The organism is Rhodoferax sp. XS2R6 (assembly GCF_056521365.1).
Window position 1 is genome coordinate 793,735 of sequence record NZ_JBWMAY010000002.1, and the last position, 18,331, is coordinate 812,065.

An 18,331-nucleotide genomic window follows, 5' to 3' on the forward strand; every position below is an offset into this window, starting at 1 on the left:
GGGGCTAGAGGCCTAAAATGCTTTAAAAATCTCTTACTGAGCGGCCCAGCCACCGTCCATGTTCCAGGCCACGCCGCGCACGTTGTCTCCCGCGGGGGAGCAGAAGAACACGGCCAGCGCGCCCAGCTCTTCGGGCGTGGTGAACTGCATCGACGGCTCCTTCTCACCCAACAGCTGTTTGGTTGCATCCTGGTTGCTGATGCCTTGGGCCGCCGCCTTGGCGTCCACCTGTTTTTGCACCAGGGGTGTGAGCACCCAGCCGGGGCAGATGGCGTTGCAGGTCACGCCGCTGGTGGCGTTTTCCAGTGCGGTCACCTTGGTCAGGCCCACCACACCGTGTTTGGCCGCCACATAGGCCGACTTTTCGGCAGAGCCCACCAGGCCGTGGACGCTGGCCACGTTGATGATGCGGCCCCAGTTCTTGGTCAACATGCCGGGCAGGGCCAGGCGCGTGGCGTGGAAGGCGCTGCTCATGTTGATGGCGATGATGGCGTCCCACTTTTCTACCGGAAAGTTCTCGACCCGCGCCACGTGCTGGATGCCGGCGTTGTTGACCAGAATGTCCACACCGCCAAAGGTCGTGGTGGCGTACTGCACCATGGCCTCGATCTCGGCAGGCTTGCTCATGTCGGCGCCGTGGTAGCCCACCTGGGCGCCCAGCGCCGCAATTTCGGCCTTGGGGCCGTCCACATCGCCAAAGCCATTCAGCACGATGTTGGCACCCTGGGCGGCCAGCGCCTTGGCAATGCCCAAACCGATGCCGCTGGTGGATCCGGTAACGATGGCGGTTTTACCTTTCAACATGCTGCGTCCTTCCAAAAGAGTAGGGGGGTTTCCATTAGGATGTGGTCATTATCAAACGAGTGATTCCACCATGGCTGACCCTACGCTGAATTACGTACCCTGCGCTGACGCCAACGGCGGGCACCGTATGGCGTACTGGCAGTGGGGCGCGGCCGACGCAGCCCACACCATCGTCTGTGCCCACGGCCTCTCACGCCAGGGGCGCGACTTTGACGTGCTGGCCCAGGCCCTGCTGGCGCGCAGCCCGCAGCCGCTGCGCGTGGTCTGCCCCGACGTCGTGGGGCGCGGCCAGAGCGGCTGGCTCAAAGACCCCCAGGGCTACCAGCTGCCCAGCTATGCGGCCGACATGTTGGCCCTGCTGGCCCACCTGAAACCCGCCACGCTGGACTGGCTGGGCACCAGCATGGGTGGCCTGATTGGCATGGCGGTGTGCGCCCATGCGCAGGCCGTGGGCGCCACGGTGCGCCGCCTGGTGCTCAACGACGTGGGCCCGACCATCCAGTGGCAAGCCCTGGCCCGCATTGGCACCTACCTGGGCAAGGCCCAGACATTCGACTCCCTGCAGCAGGCCGCCGACGCCATGTGGGCCATCTCGCAAAGCTTTGGCCCGCACACGCCGGCCCAGTGGCTGGAGTTGTCGCGCCACATGGTCAAGGCAACCCCCGACGGCCGCGTGGCCCTGCATTACGACCCCGCGATTGCCGTGCCCTTTGGCGCTGTGACGCAGGAGATTGCTACGCAGGGCGAGGCCCAGCTCTGGCAGCTGTACGACAGCATTGCCGCGCAGACGCTGCTGCTACGCGGCGCCAACTCTGATTTGTTGTCACCTGCCACCGCGCAGGCCATGACCCAGCGCGGCCCCAAGGCGCGGCTGGTCGAATTTGCCGGTGTGGGCCATGCCCCCACCCTGATCGCGCCCGACCAGGTCGACGCGGTGGCTTCTTTTTTGCTGGGGTAACGTCCCCGGATGATGTGAGCGTTGCATGAAAAGTTTGTATGCCGAGCACAGTGCCTCGGCCACCCCGCAGGTCATTGCGGCCACCGCGGACAGCCTGCCCGAACAGGCCGGTGCCCTGGCGCGTGCGCGCGCCTTTGCCGAGCCCCTGTTGGCCAGCCAGACCCTGGACACCGGCGAGAACGTGCTGCTGCACGCCGATGCCGTGGCCGCCATTTTGCGCACCATCGGCGGGTCTGAGGCCATGCAGGCCGCCAGCTACCTGGTCTACGCCTGCGACCACCTGAACAAACCGCATGAGGTGATCGCCAAGGCCTTTGGCGACAACTTTGCCGACCTGGCGCTGGAGACCACCAAGCTGGTGCGCCTGCAGCGCATGGCGCGTGTGACGCAGAACTCGGCCAGCCACAGCGGTAATGCGGCCCCCATGGCACAGACCGCCGCCGCGCAGACGGAGAGCGTTCGCAAGATGCTGCTGGCGTTCTCCAAAGACCTGCGCGTGGTGATGCTGCGGCTGGCCTCGCGCCTGCAGACGCTGCGCCACTTTGCGGCTACTAAGCTGCCGGTCCCGCCGGGCCTGGCGTCTGAGGCGCTGCAGGTATTTGCCCCCCTGGCCAACCGCTTGGGCATCTGGGAAGTGAAGTGGGAGATTGAAGACCTGTCGTTCCGCTTTCTGGAGCCCGACACCTACAAGCAGGTCGCCAAACTGCTGGATGAAAAACGTGCCGAGCGCGAAGCCTCGGTCGAGCGCCTGCGCCAGCAACTGGCCGACGAGCTGGCCGCGCAGGGCATCCAGGCCACGGTGCAAGGGCGGCCCAAACACATCTACAGCATCGTTAAAAAGATGCGCGGCAAGTCGCTGGGGTTTGACCAGGTGTATGACATCCGCGCGCTGCGCATCGTGGTGCCCACGGTGCCCGACTGTTATGCCGCGTTGAGCTGGGTGCACAGCCAGTTTGTGCCGGTGACCGAAGAGTTTGACGACTACATTGCCCGGCCCAAGCCCAACGGCTACCAGTCACTGCATACGGTGGTCCGTGATCCCCAGGGCCAGCCCATCGAGGTGCAACTGCGCACCCAGGCTATGCACGACCATGCCGAACACGGCGTGGCCGCGCACTGGGCCTACAAAGAGGCCGGCGCCAAGGGCTACGGCGGCAGCGTGACGGCGGCGGGAGAGTACGACGCCAAGATCGCCGTGCTGCGCCAGCTGCTGGCCTGGGAGCGTGATTTGTCGGGCGCCCATGCGGGGGGCGATGGCGCGGGCATGTTCGAGGACCGCATCTACGTGCTGACGCCCGACGCAGCCATTGTGGAACTGCCCCAAGGCGCCACCGCGGTGGACTTTGCCTACAGCGTGCACACCAACCTGGGCCACCGCTGCCGCGGCGCCAAGGTGGACGGCGCCATGGTGCCGCTGAACACGCAACTGAAAAATGGCCAGACCGTGGAAGTGACCGCGGTGAAGGAAGGCGGACCTTCGCGCGACTGGCTGAACCCCGAACTGGGCTACCTGGTCAGCCACCGCGCGCGCGCCAAAGTGCGCGCCTGGTTCAACGCGCTGGCCATGGGCGAGACCATGGCCAAGGGCCGGGAAGCGGTGGAAAAACTGCTGCAGCGCGAGGGCAAGACCGCTATCAAGCTCGATGACCTGGCCAGCCAGCTCGGCTTCAACAATGCCGATGCGCTGTTCGAGGTGGTGGGCAAGGACGAGTTCTCGCTGCGCAACATCGAGATGCTGCTGCGCCCGCCCGAGCCAGCCACCACGCAGGACGACTACATGCCGCTGAAGAAGCCGCGTGCGGCCGGCGGCAAGGGCGGCGTGCTGGTGGTGGGTATCGATTCGCTGATGACGCAGCTGGCGCGCTGCTGCAAGCCCGCGCCGCCCGACCTGATTAGCGGCTTTGTTACGCGTGGCAAGGGTGTGAGCGTGCACCGCTCCGATTGCTCCAACCTGCGCAACATGGTGAACCGCAGTGGCGACCGCCTGATCGAGGTAGAGTGGGGTGTGCCCCAAGGCAAAGACGGCAATGTCTACCCCGTGGATGTGGCGGTGGAAGCGCATGACCGGCAGGGCCTGCTGCGCGACATCTCCGAGGTGTTTGCCAAGGAAAAGATGAACGTCATCGGCGTGCAGACCCAGTCGGTTAAGGGCACGGCGTGGATGACGTTTACCGTGGAGGTGAGCGAGTCCGGCCGTCTGTCCAAGGTGCTGAAGGTCGTGGGTGAGTTGAGCGGCGTGCGCTCGGCGCGGCGGCGCTAGCCCTAATTTGGGGCCGCGTTATCGGGGCTTGTAGCCTTGACAAAGATCAAGATTCCGCCATAGTCAGTCCCAAACGTTGCACCATGTTGCCAAGGCTTGTGCCTCCAAAGAGCAACGCGGCGTGTCAGCTTGGTTTGCATTGCTTTTCAGGGAAAAGCGAGGGAGGTGCATGGACGACGCGCAGGTGCAAGGTCAGGAGGGGCAGTTTCGACAAATTGTGGAAATGGCGCCTTATGCCATTGTCATGATTGGTGAGAGCGGCTTGATTGAAATGGTGAATCGGCAGGCCGAAACCATTTTTGGTTATGTCCGCGAGGAGTTGCTGGGCCAAGCCATCGAGGTGCTGCTGCCCGAGCGCTTTCGCCGCGTGCACCCGGCCCACCGTGCCAACTTTGTGGCCGACCCCAGCCCGCGCCTGATGGGCATTGGCCGCGACCTGTACGGACGCCGCAAGGACGGTGGCGAGTTCCCCATCGAGATTGGCCTGACCCCCATCAAAACCGCCGAGGGCATGAAGGTGGTGTCGGCGATTGTCGATTTGTCCGAACGCAAGCGGCAGGAGGAGCAGTTCCGCCAACTGGTGGAAATGGCGCCCAATGGCATGGTCATGATTGACAAGTCCGGTGTGATTGAAATGGTCAACTCCCAAGCGGAAGCTATTTTTGGGTACGCTCGTTCCGAGCTGCTGGGCCAATCCATCGACATGTTGCTGCCCACGCGGTTTCGGGGCGGCCACCCGCACCACCGCGCTACCTACTTTTCTGACCCCAGCCCTCGCTCCATGGGCAGTGGCCGCGATTTGTACGGTCTGCGCAAAGACGGCAGCGAGTTCCCGGTCGAGATTGGCCTGAACCCGATCGTGACGGCCACCGGCCTGAAGATCTTGTCGGCCATTGTGGACATCACGGCCCGCAAACAGTCGGAGCTGCAACTCGGCAACCTGGTGGCACAGCTCACGCGCAGCAATGACGACCTCAACAACTTTGCCTATGTGGCCTCGCACGACCTGAAGTCGCCCCTGCGCGGGGTGGACCAACTGGCCACCTGGATTGCGGAAGACTTGGGCGATTCGCTGAACAGCGAAACCCAGGACCATTTGCGGCTGATGCGCAGTCGCATCAGCCGCATGGAAATGCTGTTGGACGACTTGTTGGCCTATTCACGGGTGGGGCAGTCGGACAACCCGGTGGGGGCGGTGAACACCGGCCATCTGGTGCGCGATATTTTTGAGCTGGCCGCCTCGCAAAAAAACATCAAGCTGGTTGCGGCGGCGGACATGCCCGTGGTGCGCACGCAGAAAGTGCCACTGGAGCTGGTATTGCGCAACCTGATCAACAACGCCATCAAACACCAGGACAAGCCGCAGGGAACGATCTGGGTGCACGCGCGGCCTTACCCCGGTGGGTATGAGTTTGCGGTCCAGGATGACGGGCCCGGTATTCCACCAGAACACCAAAAACGGGTGTTCACCATCTTCCAAACCCTGAAGCCGCGCGACGAGGTGGAAGGCAGTGGCATGGGCCTGGCCATTGTGAAAAAAGCGGTGGAGACGGTGGGTGGTGTGGTAACACTGGAGTCGGATGGCAAGGCCGGCTGCACCTTCCGATTTACCTGGCCCACGCAGTCTGACTGAGGAGTAAGCACGATGCAAGGCAACAAAACTGACAAGGACGTCACCCTGCTGCTGGTGGATGACGACGATGTGGATGTGATGGGCATCCAGCGTGCGCTCAAGAAGCTGCAAATCACCAACCCCATCGTGCGCGCCCGGGACGGCATGGAAGGCTTGGCCAAGCTGCGCGAATGCAACGCCGCGCGGCGTCCCTATTTGGTGTTGCTGGACCTGAACCTGCCACGCATGAACGGCCTGGAGGTGCTGGCCGAAATCCGCAAGGACCCGGAGCTGTCCAGTGCGGTGGTGTTTGTGCTGACCACCTCCAAGGCCGAGGAGGACAAGGCGATTGCCTACAAACACAATATTGCGGGTTACATCATCAAGAGCCAGGTGGGCGACGGGGTGATGCGCGCCATGGAAATGCTGCATGGCTACTGGCGTGTGGTGGAGCTGATTGCGTAGCGACAAAGACCCCCATGATTGCGGAACTCTCCCTGCTGCTGATTGACGATGACGAGCTGGACCGGCATGCCATCACGCGCACCCTGCGCAAAAGCCCGGTGCCCTGCGAAGTGGCGTACGCCGAGACCGCTGCGGCTGGCTTGGAGATGGCGTCGAGCAAGAAGTTTGATGCCATCCTGCTGGACTACCGCTTGCCCGATGAAAACGGCCTGGAGGTGTTGCGCACGCTGCGGGGCGGTGCGTACGACGGGGTGGCGGTGGTGATGCTCAGCCGTTACGAAAACGAGAGCCTGGCTGAACAGTGCCTGGAGGCAGGCGCGCAAGACTTTTTGCTGAAGGACGAGGTGAACAGCCGCCACCTGACCCGGGTGGTGCTGCAGGCGCGCCAGCGGTTTCAGATTGAGGAGCGGCTGCGTTACAGCCTGGAGCAGGTGCGCAACCTGTCCGAGCACGATGCCTTGACCGGCCTGATGAACCGCCGTGGCTTTGAACGCGCGCTGGAGGCCCAACTGGCCCGTGCCCGCCGCCGGGACGGCCGGCTGGCCATTCTGCTGCTGGACCTGGACGATTTCAAAAGCATCAACGACACCATGGGGCACGACGCGGGGGACCAGTTGCTGGTGGAGGTGGCGCGCCGCCTGACGCTGATTGCACGCGACGGCGACTTGTTGTGCCGGTTGGGTGGGGATGAGTTTGTGGTGATGATGACCAGCTTTGACCACGACGAGCAGGCCATCGTGTTGGCCGACCGCATCAACGCCACGCTGCGTGAGTCCATTTTCATCGGATCCACCGAACAGACCATCACCACCAGCATCGGCATTGCGGTGTTGGGCAACACCACCGACAACGCGGCCGACTTGCTCAAATACGCCGACCTGGCCATGTACCAGGCCAAGCTGGATGGCCGCAACAAAAGCCGCTTTTATTCTGTGTCGCTGCAAGAGGCGGTGCAGTTCCGTTCACTCATCAAAAACGACCTGCAGCGCGCGCTGGAAAAAGACGAACTCAAAATTTACTACCAGCCGCAAATTCGCTCTGCCGACGGCGGCTTGCGAGGCATGGAGGCGCTGCTGCGCTGGCACCACCCCCGCCTGGGTGTGCTGTCGCCTGCGGCTTTTTTGGCCATTGCCGAAGAAACCGGCCTGATTGTGGATATCGGCGCCTGGGTGCTGCACGAGGGCTGCCGGCAACTCAAGGTTTGGCGTGAGCGTTATGCGCCGCGCTTGGCCGATCTAACGCTGGCGATCAACCTGTCAGCGGTGCAGATCAAGCAGGAAAAACTGCCGCGCACCGTGATGGCCGCCCTGGCCGAACACAACTTGCCGGCCAACTGCCTGGAGCTGGAAATTACCGAAAGCATGCTGATCGAGGTGACCAGCACCACGGTGTCCCTGTTGTCCGAGATCTCGGCCCAGGGCGTGGCCATGTCGCTGGACGACTTTGGCACCGGTTATTCCTCGCTGGACCACCTGAAGCTGTTCCCCATCAGCATTCTCAAGATCGACAAGGGTTTTGTGTCAGCGGTGGGTGAGGGCGGCAAGAGCGAAAAACTGTTTGTAGCCATCATTGCTTTTGCCAAGGCGCTGAACATGCAGATTGTGGTGGAGGGGGTGGAGACCCAGGCGCAGGCCGCGTTTTGCACTGAGCAGAGCTGCGACCTGCTGCAGGGTTATTTTTATTCCAAGCCCCTTCCTGCGCACGAGTTTGAGGCCACCTTTCTGGCTGACCCCACGCAGCACTAGGGCGCAATTAGTCCAGCGCCACCTCGGCCAGCGGCACGCCGCATAGCGCGGCCAGCGCCGTCACCACCATGGCGTGGTCTTCACGCTGCGGAATGCCTGACACGGTAACCACGCCCACCACGCCCACGCCGCGCACCCGGATGGGGAAGCTGCCGCCGTGGGTGGCGTAGTCGCGCAGGGGTAAGCCCTGTTTGGCTTCCAGCGTGCTTTTTTCCTGCTCCAGCTTGAGCCCCAGTGCGTAGGAACTGGTGTGCAGCAGCTCCACCGTGTTGCGTTTGCGGCGGGCCCAGTCGGCATTGGTGGGGCCGGTGCCGGGCATGGCGTAGTAAAAAACCGTTTCCTTGGCCAGGCGCACCTCGATGGCCAGCGCCACGCCCGCGTCTTCGCACAGCGCCTTGAGGCGTGTGCCCAGCGCCCAGGCACTGCTTTGGTCAAAGGCGTCGAATTGCAGGCGCTGCTCTTGCAGGGCCAGGCGGTCCAGGTCGGTATTTTTCATGGTGCAAAGAGGTGTTGGCTGGCTGGATTCAGATCGGTAATCGCCGCTGGGTAACCCGTTTGGGGGATTGTTTTGCCCACGATTATGTGCAAACTATTACCGTGTTTTGCGGTGGCAGAACACGCAAACCAACAATAAACGAACAGGGACGGTCATGAACAATCTGAAGATATCTACCCGTTTGAGCCTGCTGATTGCAGTCTTGTCCATTCTCATGGTGCTGGTCGGGGGCATTGGGGTGCGCGGCATGTCCGAGTCGAATGCGGGCTTGCAAACGGTGTATGAGGACCGCACTGTGCCCTTGGGGCATCTCCTCAACATTCAGCGCCTGATTCTGCGCAACCGGGTCGACCTGAACAATTCCGTGGCCGTGGCCAAACCCGAGGTCACCCAGGAAAATCTGCTGGATTTGCAGCGCAACATTGCCGAAGTGTCCGAGACCTGGAAGGCCTTCAAGGCCTCCGCGCTGACACCCGAGGAGGCCGCGATTGCGCAGAAGTTCGAGGCCGCCCGCGGCCGCTACCTCCATGAAGTGCTGGTGCCCGCCCAAGCGGCCATGAAAGCCAACGACCTGGAAGCCCTGCGCACTCTGGTGGCCGAAAAAGACAATGTGGTGTACCAGGATGTGCGTATGCACATGGTGGCCCTGACCGAGCTGCAGCTCAAGGTTGCCAAGCAGGTGTTTGACACCGCACAGTCCAGCCTAAGCACCGTACGCACCCTGGCCATTGGCATGGGCGTCTTGGGGGTGGTGTTTGGCATTTTGTCTGGACTGAGCTTGGTCCGCAGCATTTCGGGCTCCCTGAAACAAGCCGTGGAAGCTACAGACGCCGTGGCCCAGGGCGACCTGAGCCGCAGTATCCGCACCCATGGCAAGGACGAGATTGCGCAGTTGATGCAGTCCCTGGCGGCTATGCAAACCAGCCTGGTGCGGGTGGTGAGTACCGTGCGCCAAGGGTCTGAGTCGGTGTCCACGGCCAGCGCCGAGATCGCGCAGGGCAACCAGGATTTGTCGTCCCGCACGGAGAGCCAGGCCAGCGCGCTGGAAGAAACCGCCGCCAGCATGGAAGAGCTGTCTTCCACCGTGAAACAAAACGCCGACAACGCGCGCCAGGCCAACCAGCTGGCGCAAAGTGCCTCCTTGGTGGCGGTGCAGGGGGGCCAGGTGGTGGGCCAAGTGGTCGATACCATGCGTGGCATCAGCGACAGTTCCAAGCGCATTGCCGACATCATCAACGTCATCGACGGCATCGCTTTCCAGACCAACATCCTGGCGCTGAACGCCGCGGTAGAAGCCGCGCGAGCGGGCGAGCAGGGTCGTGGGTTTGCCGTGGTGGCCTCGGAGGTGCGTTCGCTGGCGGGCCGCTCGGCCGAGGCGGCCAAAGAAATCAAGACATTGATCAGCGAAAGCGTCAGCCGCGTGGACCAGGGCACGACGTTGGTGGACCAGGCAGGTGCCACCATGCAGGAGGTGGTCAACAGCATCCGCCGGGTGACGGACATCATGGGCGAGATCAGCGCCGCTAGCAGCGAGCAAAGCGCCGGGGTCAGCCAGGTGGGCGAAGCCGTGACCCAGATGGACCAGGCCACCCAGCAGAACGCGGCGCTGGTGGAGCAAATGGCGGCCGCTGCTGCCAGCTTGCGCAGTCAGGCCCAGGACTTGGTGCAGGTGGTGGCGGTGTTCACGCTGCACCAGGGGGCGGAGTTGCAGCCCGCCAACCGGTCCGCATCGCGTGCTTCGGCGGTGGCTACCTCCAGCCCGGGGCAGCAATTGCTATTGAATTAATAGCTGCTGGCGCATGTTCTGCGTGGTCTAGAGCTCGTTTTTATGCCAAATCTGGCACGCCCAACAGCTGGGTGATATGTCGCCAGTGGGGTGGTTCTACGGGGGTGATGGAGAGGCGGTTACCCTTTTTCAGCACGGTCAGGTCTTGCAAGGCGGCGTCTGCCCGCAAAGTAGGCAGCGTCAGGTTGCGTGTCTTGTGCAGCACCTGCACATCCACCAGGATCCAACGCGGTGCCTCGGGCTTGCTGGCCGTGTCAAAGTAGGGAGACTTGGGGTCGAACTGCGTGGGGTCGGTGTACGCGCCAGATGCCACCCGCGCAATGCCCACGATACCGGGCTCCGCGCAGCTGGAGTGGTAGAACAACACGCCGTCGCCCACCTGCATGACGTCACGCATGAAGTTGCGCGCCTGGTAGTTGCGCACGCCGGTCCACGGCACGGTGGCCTTGGGCATGGCGAGCACATCGTCGACGGATGCTTCGGCGGGTTCGGCTTTCATGAGCCAGTAGTTTTTCATGGTCGTTCTGCCCAGATAGGTACTTCACATATTTTCATGCGCTTGGGGCACTGGAGGAGGCAATCACCAACCAGTCTCCGGTTCCATCTCCTTGCGCGATACAGTTCCCACCTGCATCCCAAATGCCACTGCGCCCCGCCGACACATATCCACCAGAAGGCCCACCGTGGTTGGCGATGAGCACCACCATGTGGTGGTCGCGCGCATAGCTGGCCCAGAGCGGCGCCTCGGCGGCGTAGCCTTTCTCCGACGTGAGGATTCCCGCGGCATAGACATTGGCGCCAGCCTGCGCTGCTGAGGCGACGTGCGATGGGTGGTTGGTGTCTGCGCAGATAGCACTGGCAATGTGGGTTAGCCCCAGGGTTTGCAAATGCGCAGCCTGCGAGCCAGGCGCGGCAAACGCGACTTCGCTGCCATGCAAATGGAATTTGCGGTACACGCTGTGCTGACCATCAGGTCGAATCGTGATGGCTCCGATGGAGGGCAGGGCGCTTCCAGAGTCCACCGGCGCACCCACGGTGATGGCCATGCCGGTGCGACTTGCCGCTTCGCGCAGCGGCGCCAGAAGCGCGTGCCCGGCGTGCAGTACCAATTTCGGCATGGTCGCCAGCTCGTAGCCGGTGAGGGACAGTTCGGGGAACACCAGCCATTGCACGCCGTGATCGGCAGCCGCCTCCACAAAGCGCAGGTGCGTCTGCACATTGGCCGGCACGTCCAACGGCACCGACGTGCTTTGTGCGGCGGCAATGATGATTGTTATATCTTTGCTAGCTGCTTGCGCAATATCCACGTGGGCTAGAGGCCTATTTCGTATGCAAGAACGAGGTGTGGGCAGGGCGACCCGGCAGGTTCAGCGCTGCAGTGCGGGCCGGCGTTTGCGCCACCAGCGCGCCACGGCGCCAGACCTTGAGGCGGGTGGCTTTGAGGCGCAGGGCTTCCACCGGGTTTTGCGCCTGCAGCAGCACGAAGTCGGCGTTGCAGCCGGCTTCCAGCCCGTAGCCTTCCAGATGCAGGATGCGGGCAGGATTCTTCGTCACCGCGTCAAAGCACTGCGCCATCGCAGCTTGGCTGGTCATTTGCGCCACGTGCAGGCCCATGCTGGCCACCTCCAGCATGTCGCCGCTACCCATGCTGTACCACGGGTCCATGCAGCAGTCCTGGCCAAAGGCGACCGTCATGCCGGCGGCCATGATCTCTGGCACGCGGGTCATGCCGCGGCGCTTGGGGTAGGTGTCGTGCCGGCCTTGCAGCGTGATGTTGATGAGCGGGTTGCTCACCACACTGATCTGCGCCTCGGCCATCAGCGGCAGAAGCTTGCTCACGTAGTAGTTGTCCATGCTATGCATGGAGGTGAGGTGGCTGCCGGTCACGCGGCCGTGCAGGCCCAGGCGGTGGGCCTCAAAGGCCAGGGTTTCGATATGGCGCGAGAGTGGGTCGTCCGACTCGTCGCAGTGCATGTCCACCAGCTTGCCCTGTTCTGCGGCCAGCTCGCACAGCAGCTTCACGCTAGCGGCGCCATCCGCCATGGTGCGTTCGAAGTGGGGAATGCCACCCACCACGTCCACGCCCAGGCTCAGCGCTTTCTTGAGGTTGTCCACGCCGCCCTTGCTGCGCAGCACGCCGTCTTGTGGGAAGGCGACCAGCTGCAGGTCGATATACGGTGCCACCTGCTTCTTCACCGCCAGCAGCGCTTCCACGGCCAGCATGCTCGCGTCGCTGGTGTCCACATGGCTGCGGATGGCCAGCAGGCCGTTGGCAACGGCCCAGTCGCAATAGGCCAGGGCGCGCTGCACCAGCGCGTCAAAGGTCAGGTGCGGTTTGAGCTCGCCCCACAGCGCAATACCCTCCAGCAGCGTGCCGCTGGCGTTGAGGCGCGGCAGGCCCAGGCTCAGCGTGGCATCCATGTGGAAGTGTGCATCCACAAAAGGCGTGGAAAGCAGCAGCCCGCCCGCGTCCACGGTCTCTTTGGCCGGCGCCGCAGCGGGACTGAGCCCCTCCCTGACCTCGGAAATGCGCCCGGCCTGCACCGCCACCGACATGTTTTTGCGCCCGTCGGGCAGGGTGGCGTTGTGAATCAGCAGGTCGAGCATGAGAATGTCCTGATGGTTACTACTAATTTGATAGCTGCTTGCGCAATGATCACGTGTGATACCGGCCTATTCGACGGATGCGTTGCCACCTTCGGCAAGCAAGAAATGTGGCAAATATTCGTTCACCAATTCGGTGACGATGCGAGATTGGAGTGCGTCTTTGCCGCTTTTGTTCGGGTCGCGCCCCATCTGGGTGGACAGGCCTTGCTTGATGCGTGCAAAGTCCAGCGGGTGGATGGTGCGCATCAGTGCCATATCGCCAGAAGTAGCCACCACAACCTGGTCCATGCGCCGGGCCGATTGCAACCGCTCGCCCATGGACACCTGTACCGCCCAGAAGTCATCGTCCTCATCGCTCATGCGCAGCGGATGCGGGTCAGCATCTTTGGCTGCGCGGCGGATGATGTCGACTTCAAACCCATCCTGGTTGCGCGCGGTGTAAAGCTGATCTTCCACCACCTCGAAGCTGGAGTCCACCTTGCGCAGCACTCCAATCAGGGAACTGTCGAGCTTCTTCATCGCGGTGAAGAAGGAAATGCGCTTGCGCGTGTCAAACAGCATGTCCACATCGCGCGTGGCCATGGCTTCTTCTGCAATGCGCACACCGGCAGCCGTCTCGTAGGCGTAGAGTGCGTGGGTGCCGACCACCAGAAAGTGCTCCTGCACCCCGATATCCTCCAGCGCATTGAGTACCCCCACGACCACATTGGGAACGCGGCCCACGCGCAAGGCGCGATTCAAACGTTGTTGTGTTGCCAGTTGCGCTTTCAAGGCCCTCTGCCGGTCTTCGGCAGATTTTTTGCGGGCTATGAAATTGGCGTACATCGCCTCGGTTTCGGCACTGCGTGGCCCCAGGGATTTTTGTGCACTGTTGGCAGACGTGCGAATCAGCGTTGACTTACCCCGCAGCTCCCGCCAGAGCATGCTGCCACGTACCTCAGCCGCCGCCTTTTTGGCTTTGGCTGCAGCCAGAAATACCGTTTCTGCGTCAATGAACTGACGTTTCTGGCTTTCTGACTGGTCTAGAAAATATGTGCTGGAGGGCATGTTCAATGTATTTTTCTATTTTTAGATAATACATTGAACATTAAATAAAATCAGTCACTTATGACTTATTGCGTGCCAAAAATGCGGTCCCCCGCATCCCCCAGGCCCGGCATGATGTAGCCGTGGTCGTTCAGGCCGCGGTCGATGGCGGCGGTGAAGACGCGCACATCGGGGTGCTCTTTGTACAGGGTGTTGATGCCTTCGGGGCAGGTCAGCAGGCACAGGAACTTGATGGATTTGGGTTTGCAGGCCTTCAGGCGGGCCACGGCGGCGGCGGCGGAGTTGCCGGTGGCCAGCATGGGGTCCACCACCACCACATCGCGCTCTTCCATATTGCTAGGCATCTTGAAGTAGTACTCCACGGCCTGCAGGGTCTTGGGGTCGCGGTACAGGCCTACGTGGCCCACGCGGGCCCCGGGCACCACGCTCAGCACGCCGTCCAGAATGCCATTGCCGGCGCGCAGCACGCTGGCAAACACCAGCTTTTTGCCGTCAATGACCTTGCCGGTGGTCTTCTCCAGCGGAGTTTCAATTTCCAGGTCCTGCAGCGGCACGTCGCGGCAGACTTCGTAAATCATCAGGCCGGCCAGCTCGTTGAGCAGGCGGCGAAAGCTGCTGGTGCTGGCTTCCTTTTTGCGCATCAGCGTGAGCTTGTGCTGCACCAGCGGGTGGTCGATCAGTGTGACATTGGCACGGGCTGCGGGATCGAGGGTGACCATGTTTTTATTCCTTGTTGTTTTCTAAAAGGGGGCGATTGTCGCAAAGCAAGTTTGGCGCCGGGGCTTAGCGTCGGCTGCCGCCCAGGATGCTGCCCAGCACGCCGCGGATGATTTGGCGGCCCACTTCGCGGCCAATGGAGCTGGCGGCACTTTTGATCATTTGTTCGCCCACGCTGGCGCGTGAACGGCGGGCGCCGCCGCCCAGCATGTCGCCAATGCTGTCCAGAATGCCACCTCCGGCTGGGGCCGCTTGGGGTTCAGGTGCAGGCGCGGCACGGCCAGCACGGGCACGGGGGGCAGCCGGTGCGGGTTCGCCCTCCGCAGTATCTGCAGCGCCAGTGGCGGGCGCGCGGCTTTGGGTGCGTCCCTTGAGCGCTTCAAACGCCGATTCGCGGTCCACGGCTTTTTCATACACACCAGCGACGATGGAGTCGGTCAGCAAGGTTTTGCGTTGCGCGGGCTGGATCGGGCCAATCTGGCTGGCCGGGGGCAGCACAAACACGCGTTCCGTCAGGCAGGGGCGGCCTTTTTCGTCCATCAGGCTCACCAATGCTTCGCCCACGCCCAGTTCGGTGATGGCGGTGGCTACGTCCAGGCCGGGGTTGGCGCGCATGGTGTCGGCGGCGCTCTTGACGGCCTTCTGGTCACGCGGGGTGAAGGCGCGCAGCGCGTGTTGCACGCGGTTGCCGAGTTGGGCCAGCACACTGTCGGGAATATCCAGCGGATTTTGCGTGACGAAGAACACGCCTACGCCCTTAGAGCGCACCAGGCGCACCACCAGCTCGATGCGTTCAATCAGCACCTTGGGCGCGTCGGCAAACAGCAGGTGGGCCTCGTCAAAAAAGAAGACCAGCTTGGGTTTGTCCAGGTCGCCCACTTCGGGCAGCGCCTCGAACAGCTCGGACAGCATCCACAGCAAAAAGGTGGCGTACAGGCGTGGCGACTGCATGAGTTTGTCGGCCGCCAGGATGTTGACCACACCCTTGCCCGAGCCGTCGGTCTGCATGAAATCTTCAATATTGAGCATGGGCTCGCCAAAAAACAGGTCGCCGCCTTGCTCTTCGATCTGCATGAGGCCCCGTTGGATGGCGCCAATGCTGGCGGCGCTGATGTTGCCGTATTCGGTGGTGTAGCTGGAGGCGTTGTCGCCCACGTCCTGGCACATGGCGCGCAGGTCTTTCATGTCCAGCAGCAGCAGGCCGTCATCGTCGGCAATCTTGAACACCAGTTGCAGCACGCCGGCCTGGGTTTCGTTCAGGTTCAGCATGCGGGCCAGCAGCAGGGGGCCCAGATCGCTCACGGTGGCGCGCACCGGGTGGCCTTGCTGGCCAAACACGTCCCACAACGTGGTGGGAAAGGCGGAAAACGCGGGTTCGTCTATGCCGCGCTCTTTGAGAATCTTGCCCAGCTTCTCACCCAATGCACCTTTTTGGGAGATGCCGGTGAGGTCGCCCTTCACGTCGGCCATGAAGACGGGCACGCCAATGCTGGAAAAGCCTTCGGCCAGGGTCTGCAGTGTGATGGTTTTGCCGGTGCCGGTGGCGCCGGTGATGAGTCCATGGCGGTTTGCCTTGTCGGGCCGCAAAAAGCAGCGGACGGTGGCGTTGCCGGTGCCGTGTTGGGCAATCAGGATGCCCTCGTCTTGGATGGAAGCCATGGAAGTCCCAAAAAGTACAATTGAGGGAGTAGCGTAACGAATTTTCAAAGGAAATCGCGTGGCAGGACACAGTAAATGGGCCAATATTCAGCACCGCAAGGGCCGCCAGGACGAGAAACGGCAGCGCATCTGGACGCGGGTCATGCGCGAGATCATGGTGGCGGCCCGCTTGGGTGGTGGCGACCTGAGCGCCAACCCGCGTTTGCGCTTGGCGATTGAGAAGGGCAAGGCGGCCAATATGCCGGCCGAAAACGTCAAGTACGGCATTGCCAAGGCCACAGGAACGCTGGAAGGCATTACCTACGAAGAAATTCGCTACGAGGGCTATGGCATCGGTGGCGCGGCCATCATTGTGGACACGATGACCGACAACAAGGTGCGCACCGTGGCCGTGGTCCGCCACGCGTTTGCCAAACACGGCGGCAATATGGGCACCGAAGGTTCGGTGGCCTTTCAGTTCAAGCACTGCGGCCAGCTGATCTTCGCGCCCGGTACCAGTGAAGACAAGCTGATGGAAGTGGCGCTGGAAGCCGGTGCCGAGGATGTGATCACCGGAGATGACGGCGCGATTGAGGTACTGACTGCCTATCCCGATTTTGAGTCCGTGAAAGCCGCGCTGGAAGCTGCGGGCCTGGTGGCGGAGGTGGCGGGTGTGACCATGCGCGCCGACAACACCATTGAGCTGACCGGCGAGGACGCCGAGCGCATGCAAAAACTGCTGGACGTTCTGGAAGACCTGGACGACACCCAAGAGATTTACCACAACGCAGCCTTGTGACAGCTTTGTGGGATAGATCTTCAGCTCTGTCCTCAACCGATTAGAAACTTGCGGGCCAGATCGTTAGCGCTGTCCCCAACTGGCTAGGAACCTTATGAACATTCTCGTTATCGGCGGCGGTGGTCGCGAACACGCCCTGGCCTGGAAACTGGCCCAGTCTCCCAAAATCCAGCGGGTCTACGTGGCCCCCGGCAACGGTGGCACGGCCACCGACCCGCACCTGGAAAATATCGCCATCACCGACGTGGTGGCCCTGCGCGAATGGGCGCAGGAGAACAAGATCACCCTGACCGTGGTGGGCCCCGAAGTGCCACTGGCCGCTGGCGTGGTGGACGAGTTCCGCGCCCACGGCCTGCGCATTTTTGGCCCGACCAAAGCTGCGGCCCAGCTGGAAAGCTCCAAGGCCTTCAGCAAGGCCTTCATGCGCCGCCACAACATTCCCACGGCCGAATACGCCACCTTCTCCGACCCCGTGGCCGCCCACGCCTATGTGGACAAGATGGGCGCGCCCACCGTGGTCAAGGCCGATGGTCTGGCGGCAGGCAAGGGCGTGGTTGTGGCCATGACCGTGGCCGAGGCGCACGAAGCGATTGACTTCATGCTGGTGGACAACACGCTGGGCGTGGCGCACAACGACGGTGGCGCGCGCGTGGTGATTGAGGAGTTTCTGGAAGGCGAAGAGGCCAGCTTCATCGTCATGGTGGACGGCAAGAACGTGCTGCCCCTGGCCACCAGCCAGGACCACAAACGCCTGCAAGACGGCGACCAGGGCCCGAACACCGGCGGCATGGGTGCCTATTCGCCCGCACCCGTGGTCACGCCCGACATCCACGCCAAGGCCATGCGCGAGATCATCCTGCCCACGGTCAAGGGCATGGAGGCGGACGGTATTCCGTTTTCCGGCTTCCTCTACGCCGGCTTGATGATCGACAAAAACGGCCAGCCCAAGACGCTGGAATTCAACTGCCGCATGGGCGACCCCGAAACCCAGCCCATCATGATGCGGCTGAAGACCGATCTGGTGGACGTGTTGCTGGCCGCCACCGAGCCAGGCCCGCACGGCAAGCTGGACGAGGTGGAACTGCAGTGGGACCGCCGCACCGCGCTGGGCGTGGTGCTGGCCGCGCACGGTTACCCCTTGAGCCCGCGCAAGGGCGATGCCATCACCGGCATCCCCAAGGACAGCGAGGACGCGGCCGTGTTCCACGCCGGCACCACCCTCAAGGAGGGTGTGCTGCAAACCTCCGGCGGACGCGTGCTGTGCGTGACGGCGCTGGCCGACAGCGTGAAGCAGGCGCAGCAGCGGGCCTACCAGGTCATCAGCGAAATCAGCTTCGATGGAATGCAGTACCGCACGGACATCGGTTACCGGGCCCTCAAGGGCTGAGGGCAACTAA

At 62.6% G+C, this 18,331-nt stretch carries 16 protein-coding genes; 8 read left to right on the top strand and 8 right to left on the bottom strand.

Annotated features, from left to right (window positions below):
- Positions 1-33: 33 nt before the first annotated feature.
- Positions 34-804 (bottom strand): 3-hydroxybutyrate dehydrogenase, encoded by a 771-nt coding sequence (locus AC097A_RS10240; RefSeq protein WP_479620740.1) that lies wholly within the window; start codon positions 802-804, stop codon positions 34-36.
- A gap of 70 nt (positions 805-874) precedes the next feature.
- Between AC097A_RS10240 and AC097A_RS10245 the strand changes: the two genes are divergently transcribed.
- From AC097A_RS10245 to AC097A_RS10265, 5 genes are all read left to right on the top strand, one after another.
- Entirely contained in the window at positions 875-1,762 is an 888-nt protein-coding gene (locus AC097A_RS10245; RefSeq protein ID WP_479620741.1) for an alpha/beta fold hydrolase, read from the top strand.
- Between the two features lie 25 nt (positions 1,763-1,787).
- Positions 1,788-4,022, top strand: a complete 2,235-nt coding sequence (locus AC097A_RS10250) for a RelA/SpoT family protein (RefSeq protein WP_479620742.1) — start codon at positions 1,788-1,790, stop codon at positions 4,020-4,022.
- A 169-nt stretch (positions 4,023-4,191) separates the two neighbouring features.
- Entirely contained in the window at positions 4,192-5,655 is a 1,464-nt protein-coding gene (locus tag AC097A_RS10255; RefSeq protein WP_479620743.1) for a sensor histidine kinase, read from the top strand.
- A gap of 12 nt (positions 5,656-5,667) precedes the next feature.
- On the top strand, positions 5,668-6,099 hold the full coding sequence (locus AC097A_RS10260) for a response regulator (protein WP_479620744.1): 432 nt from the start codon (positions 5,668-5,670) through the stop codon (positions 6,097-6,099).
- 14 nt (positions 6,100-6,113) lie between these two features.
- The gene (locus AC097A_RS10265) at positions 6,114-7,844 is read left to right on the top strand and encodes a two-component system response regulator (RefSeq protein WP_479620745.1); all 1,731 of its coding nucleotides are present in this window, start codon (positions 6,114-6,116) and stop codon (positions 7,842-7,844) included.
- 7 nt (positions 7,845-7,851) lie between these two features.
- On the opposite strand, the gene AC097A_RS10270 is transcribed toward AC097A_RS10265, so the two are convergent.
- Positions 7,852-8,340, bottom strand: coding sequence for a heme-degrading domain-containing protein (locus AC097A_RS10270; RefSeq protein ID WP_479620746.1), 489 nt, complete (start codon positions 8,338-8,340; stop codon positions 7,852-7,854).
- Between the two features lie 154 nt (positions 8,341-8,494).
- Here AC097A_RS10270 and AC097A_RS10275 point away from each other — a divergent pair, with 154 nt between their 5' ends.
- A complete protein-coding gene (locus AC097A_RS10275) occupies positions 8,495-10,126 on the top strand; it encodes a methyl-accepting chemotaxis protein (protein ID WP_479620747.1) in 1,632 nt (543 codons plus the stop codon).
- Positions 10,127-10,166: 40 nt separating this feature from the next.
- Here AC097A_RS10275 and AC097A_RS10280 read toward each other — a convergent pair whose 3' ends face one another.
- The 6 genes from AC097A_RS10280 to AC097A_RS10305 form a co-directional block, all read right to left on the bottom strand.
- Positions 10,167-10,643 carry an EVE domain-containing protein gene (locus AC097A_RS10280; protein ID WP_315848216.1) on the bottom strand — a complete coding sequence of 159 codons (477 nt, stop codon included), beginning with the start codon at positions 10,641-10,643 and terminating at the stop codon, positions 10,167-10,169.
- Between the two features lie 34 nt (positions 10,644-10,677).
- On the bottom strand, positions 10,678-11,433 hold the full coding sequence (locus AC097A_RS10285; protein WP_479620748.1) for a carbon-nitrogen hydrolase family protein: 756 nt from the start codon (positions 11,431-11,433) through the stop codon (positions 10,678-10,680).
- Between the two features lie 13 nt (positions 11,434-11,446).
- A complete protein-coding gene (locus tag AC097A_RS10290; RefSeq protein WP_479620749.1) occupies positions 11,447-12,733 on the bottom strand; it encodes an amidohydrolase family protein in 1,287 nt (428 codons plus the stop codon).
- Positions 12,734-12,799: 66 nt separating this feature from the next.
- A complete protein-coding gene (locus AC097A_RS10295) occupies positions 12,800-13,780 on the bottom strand; it encodes a GSU2403 family nucleotidyltransferase fold protein (protein WP_479620750.1) in 981 nt (326 codons plus the stop codon).
- Positions 13,781-13,845: 65 nt separating this feature from the next.
- A complete protein-coding gene (upp, locus tag AC097A_RS10300) occupies positions 13,846-14,499 on the bottom strand; it encodes a uracil phosphoribosyltransferase (protein WP_479620751.1) in 654 nt (217 codons plus the stop codon).
- A 64-nt stretch (positions 14,500-14,563) separates the two neighbouring features.
- Positions 14,564-16,156: a helicase HerA-like domain-containing protein gene (locus AC097A_RS10305; protein WP_479620752.1), complete on the bottom strand. Its 1,593-nt coding sequence runs from the start codon at positions 16,154-16,156 to the stop codon at positions 14,564-14,566.
- Positions 16,157-16,214: 58 nt separating this feature from the next.
- Here AC097A_RS10305 and AC097A_RS10310 point away from each other — a divergent pair, with 58 nt between their 5' ends.
- Together AC097A_RS10310 and purD are read left to right on the top strand one after the other, a co-directional pair.
- Positions 16,215-16,934: a YebC/PmpR family DNA-binding transcriptional regulator gene (locus AC097A_RS10310; protein WP_315493419.1), complete on the top strand. Its 720-nt coding sequence runs from the start codon at positions 16,215-16,217 to the stop codon at positions 16,932-16,934.
- Positions 16,935-17,028: 94 nt separating this feature from the next.
- Complete coding sequence (gene purD, locus AC097A_RS10315) at positions 17,029-18,321, top strand: phosphoribosylamine--glycine ligase (protein WP_479620753.1); 1,293 nt, start codon at positions 17,029-17,031, stop codon at positions 18,319-18,321.
- Positions 18,322-18,331 lie beyond the last annotated feature (10 nt).

Bases quoted from the DNA above. Each gene is read 5' to 3' on its own strand.
- AC097A_RS10250 (WP_479620742.1), top strand. From the start codon at position 1,788: ATGAAAAGTTTGTATGCCGAGCACAGTGCCTCGGCCACCCCGCAGGTC.
- purD (WP_479620753.1), top strand. From the start codon at position 17,029: ATGAACATTCTCGTTATCGGCGGCGGTGGTCGCGAACACGCCCTGGCC.
- AC097A_RS10265 (WP_479620745.1), top strand. From the start codon at position 6,114: ATGATTGCGGAACTCTCCCTGCTGCTGATTGACGATGACGAGCTGGAC.
- AC097A_RS10240 (WP_479620740.1), bottom strand. From the start codon at position 804: ATGTTGAAAGGTAAAACCGCCATCGTTACCGGATCCACCAGCGGCATC.
- AC097A_RS10275 (WP_479620747.1), top strand. From the start codon at position 8,495: ATGAACAATCTGAAGATATCTACCCGTTTGAGCCTGCTGATTGCAGTC.
- AC097A_RS10270 (WP_479620746.1), bottom strand. From the start codon at position 8,340: ATGAAAAATACCGACCTGGACCGCCTGGCCCTGCAAGAGCAGCGCCTG.
- AC097A_RS10295 (WP_479620750.1), bottom strand. From the start codon at position 13,780: ATGCCCTCCAGCACATATTTTCTAGACCAGTCAGAAAGCCAGAAACGT.
- AC097A_RS10260 (WP_479620744.1), top strand. From the start codon at position 5,668: ATGCAAGGCAACAAAACTGACAAGGACGTCACCCTGCTGCTGGTGGAT.
- AC097A_RS10290 (WP_479620749.1), bottom strand. From the start codon at position 12,733: ATGCTCGACCTGCTGATTCACAACGCCACCCTGCCCGACGGGCGCAAA.
- AC097A_RS10305 (WP_479620752.1), bottom strand. From the start codon at position 16,156: ATGGCTTCCATCCAAGACGAGGGCATCCTGATTGCCCAACACGGCACC.
- AC097A_RS10255 (WP_479620743.1), top strand. From the start codon at position 4,192: ATGGACGACGCGCAGGTGCAAGGTCAGGAGGGGCAGTTTCGACAAATT.
- AC097A_RS10280 (WP_315848216.1), bottom strand. From the start codon at position 10,643: ATGAAAAACTACTGGCTCATGAAAGCCGAACCCGCCGAAGCATCCGTC.
- upp (WP_479620751.1), bottom strand. From the start codon at position 14,499: ATGGTCACCCTCGATCCCGCAGCCCGTGCCAATGTCACACTGATCGAC.
- AC097A_RS10245 (WP_479620741.1), top strand. From the start codon at position 875: ATGGCTGACCCTACGCTGAATTACGTACCCTGCGCTGACGCCAACGGC.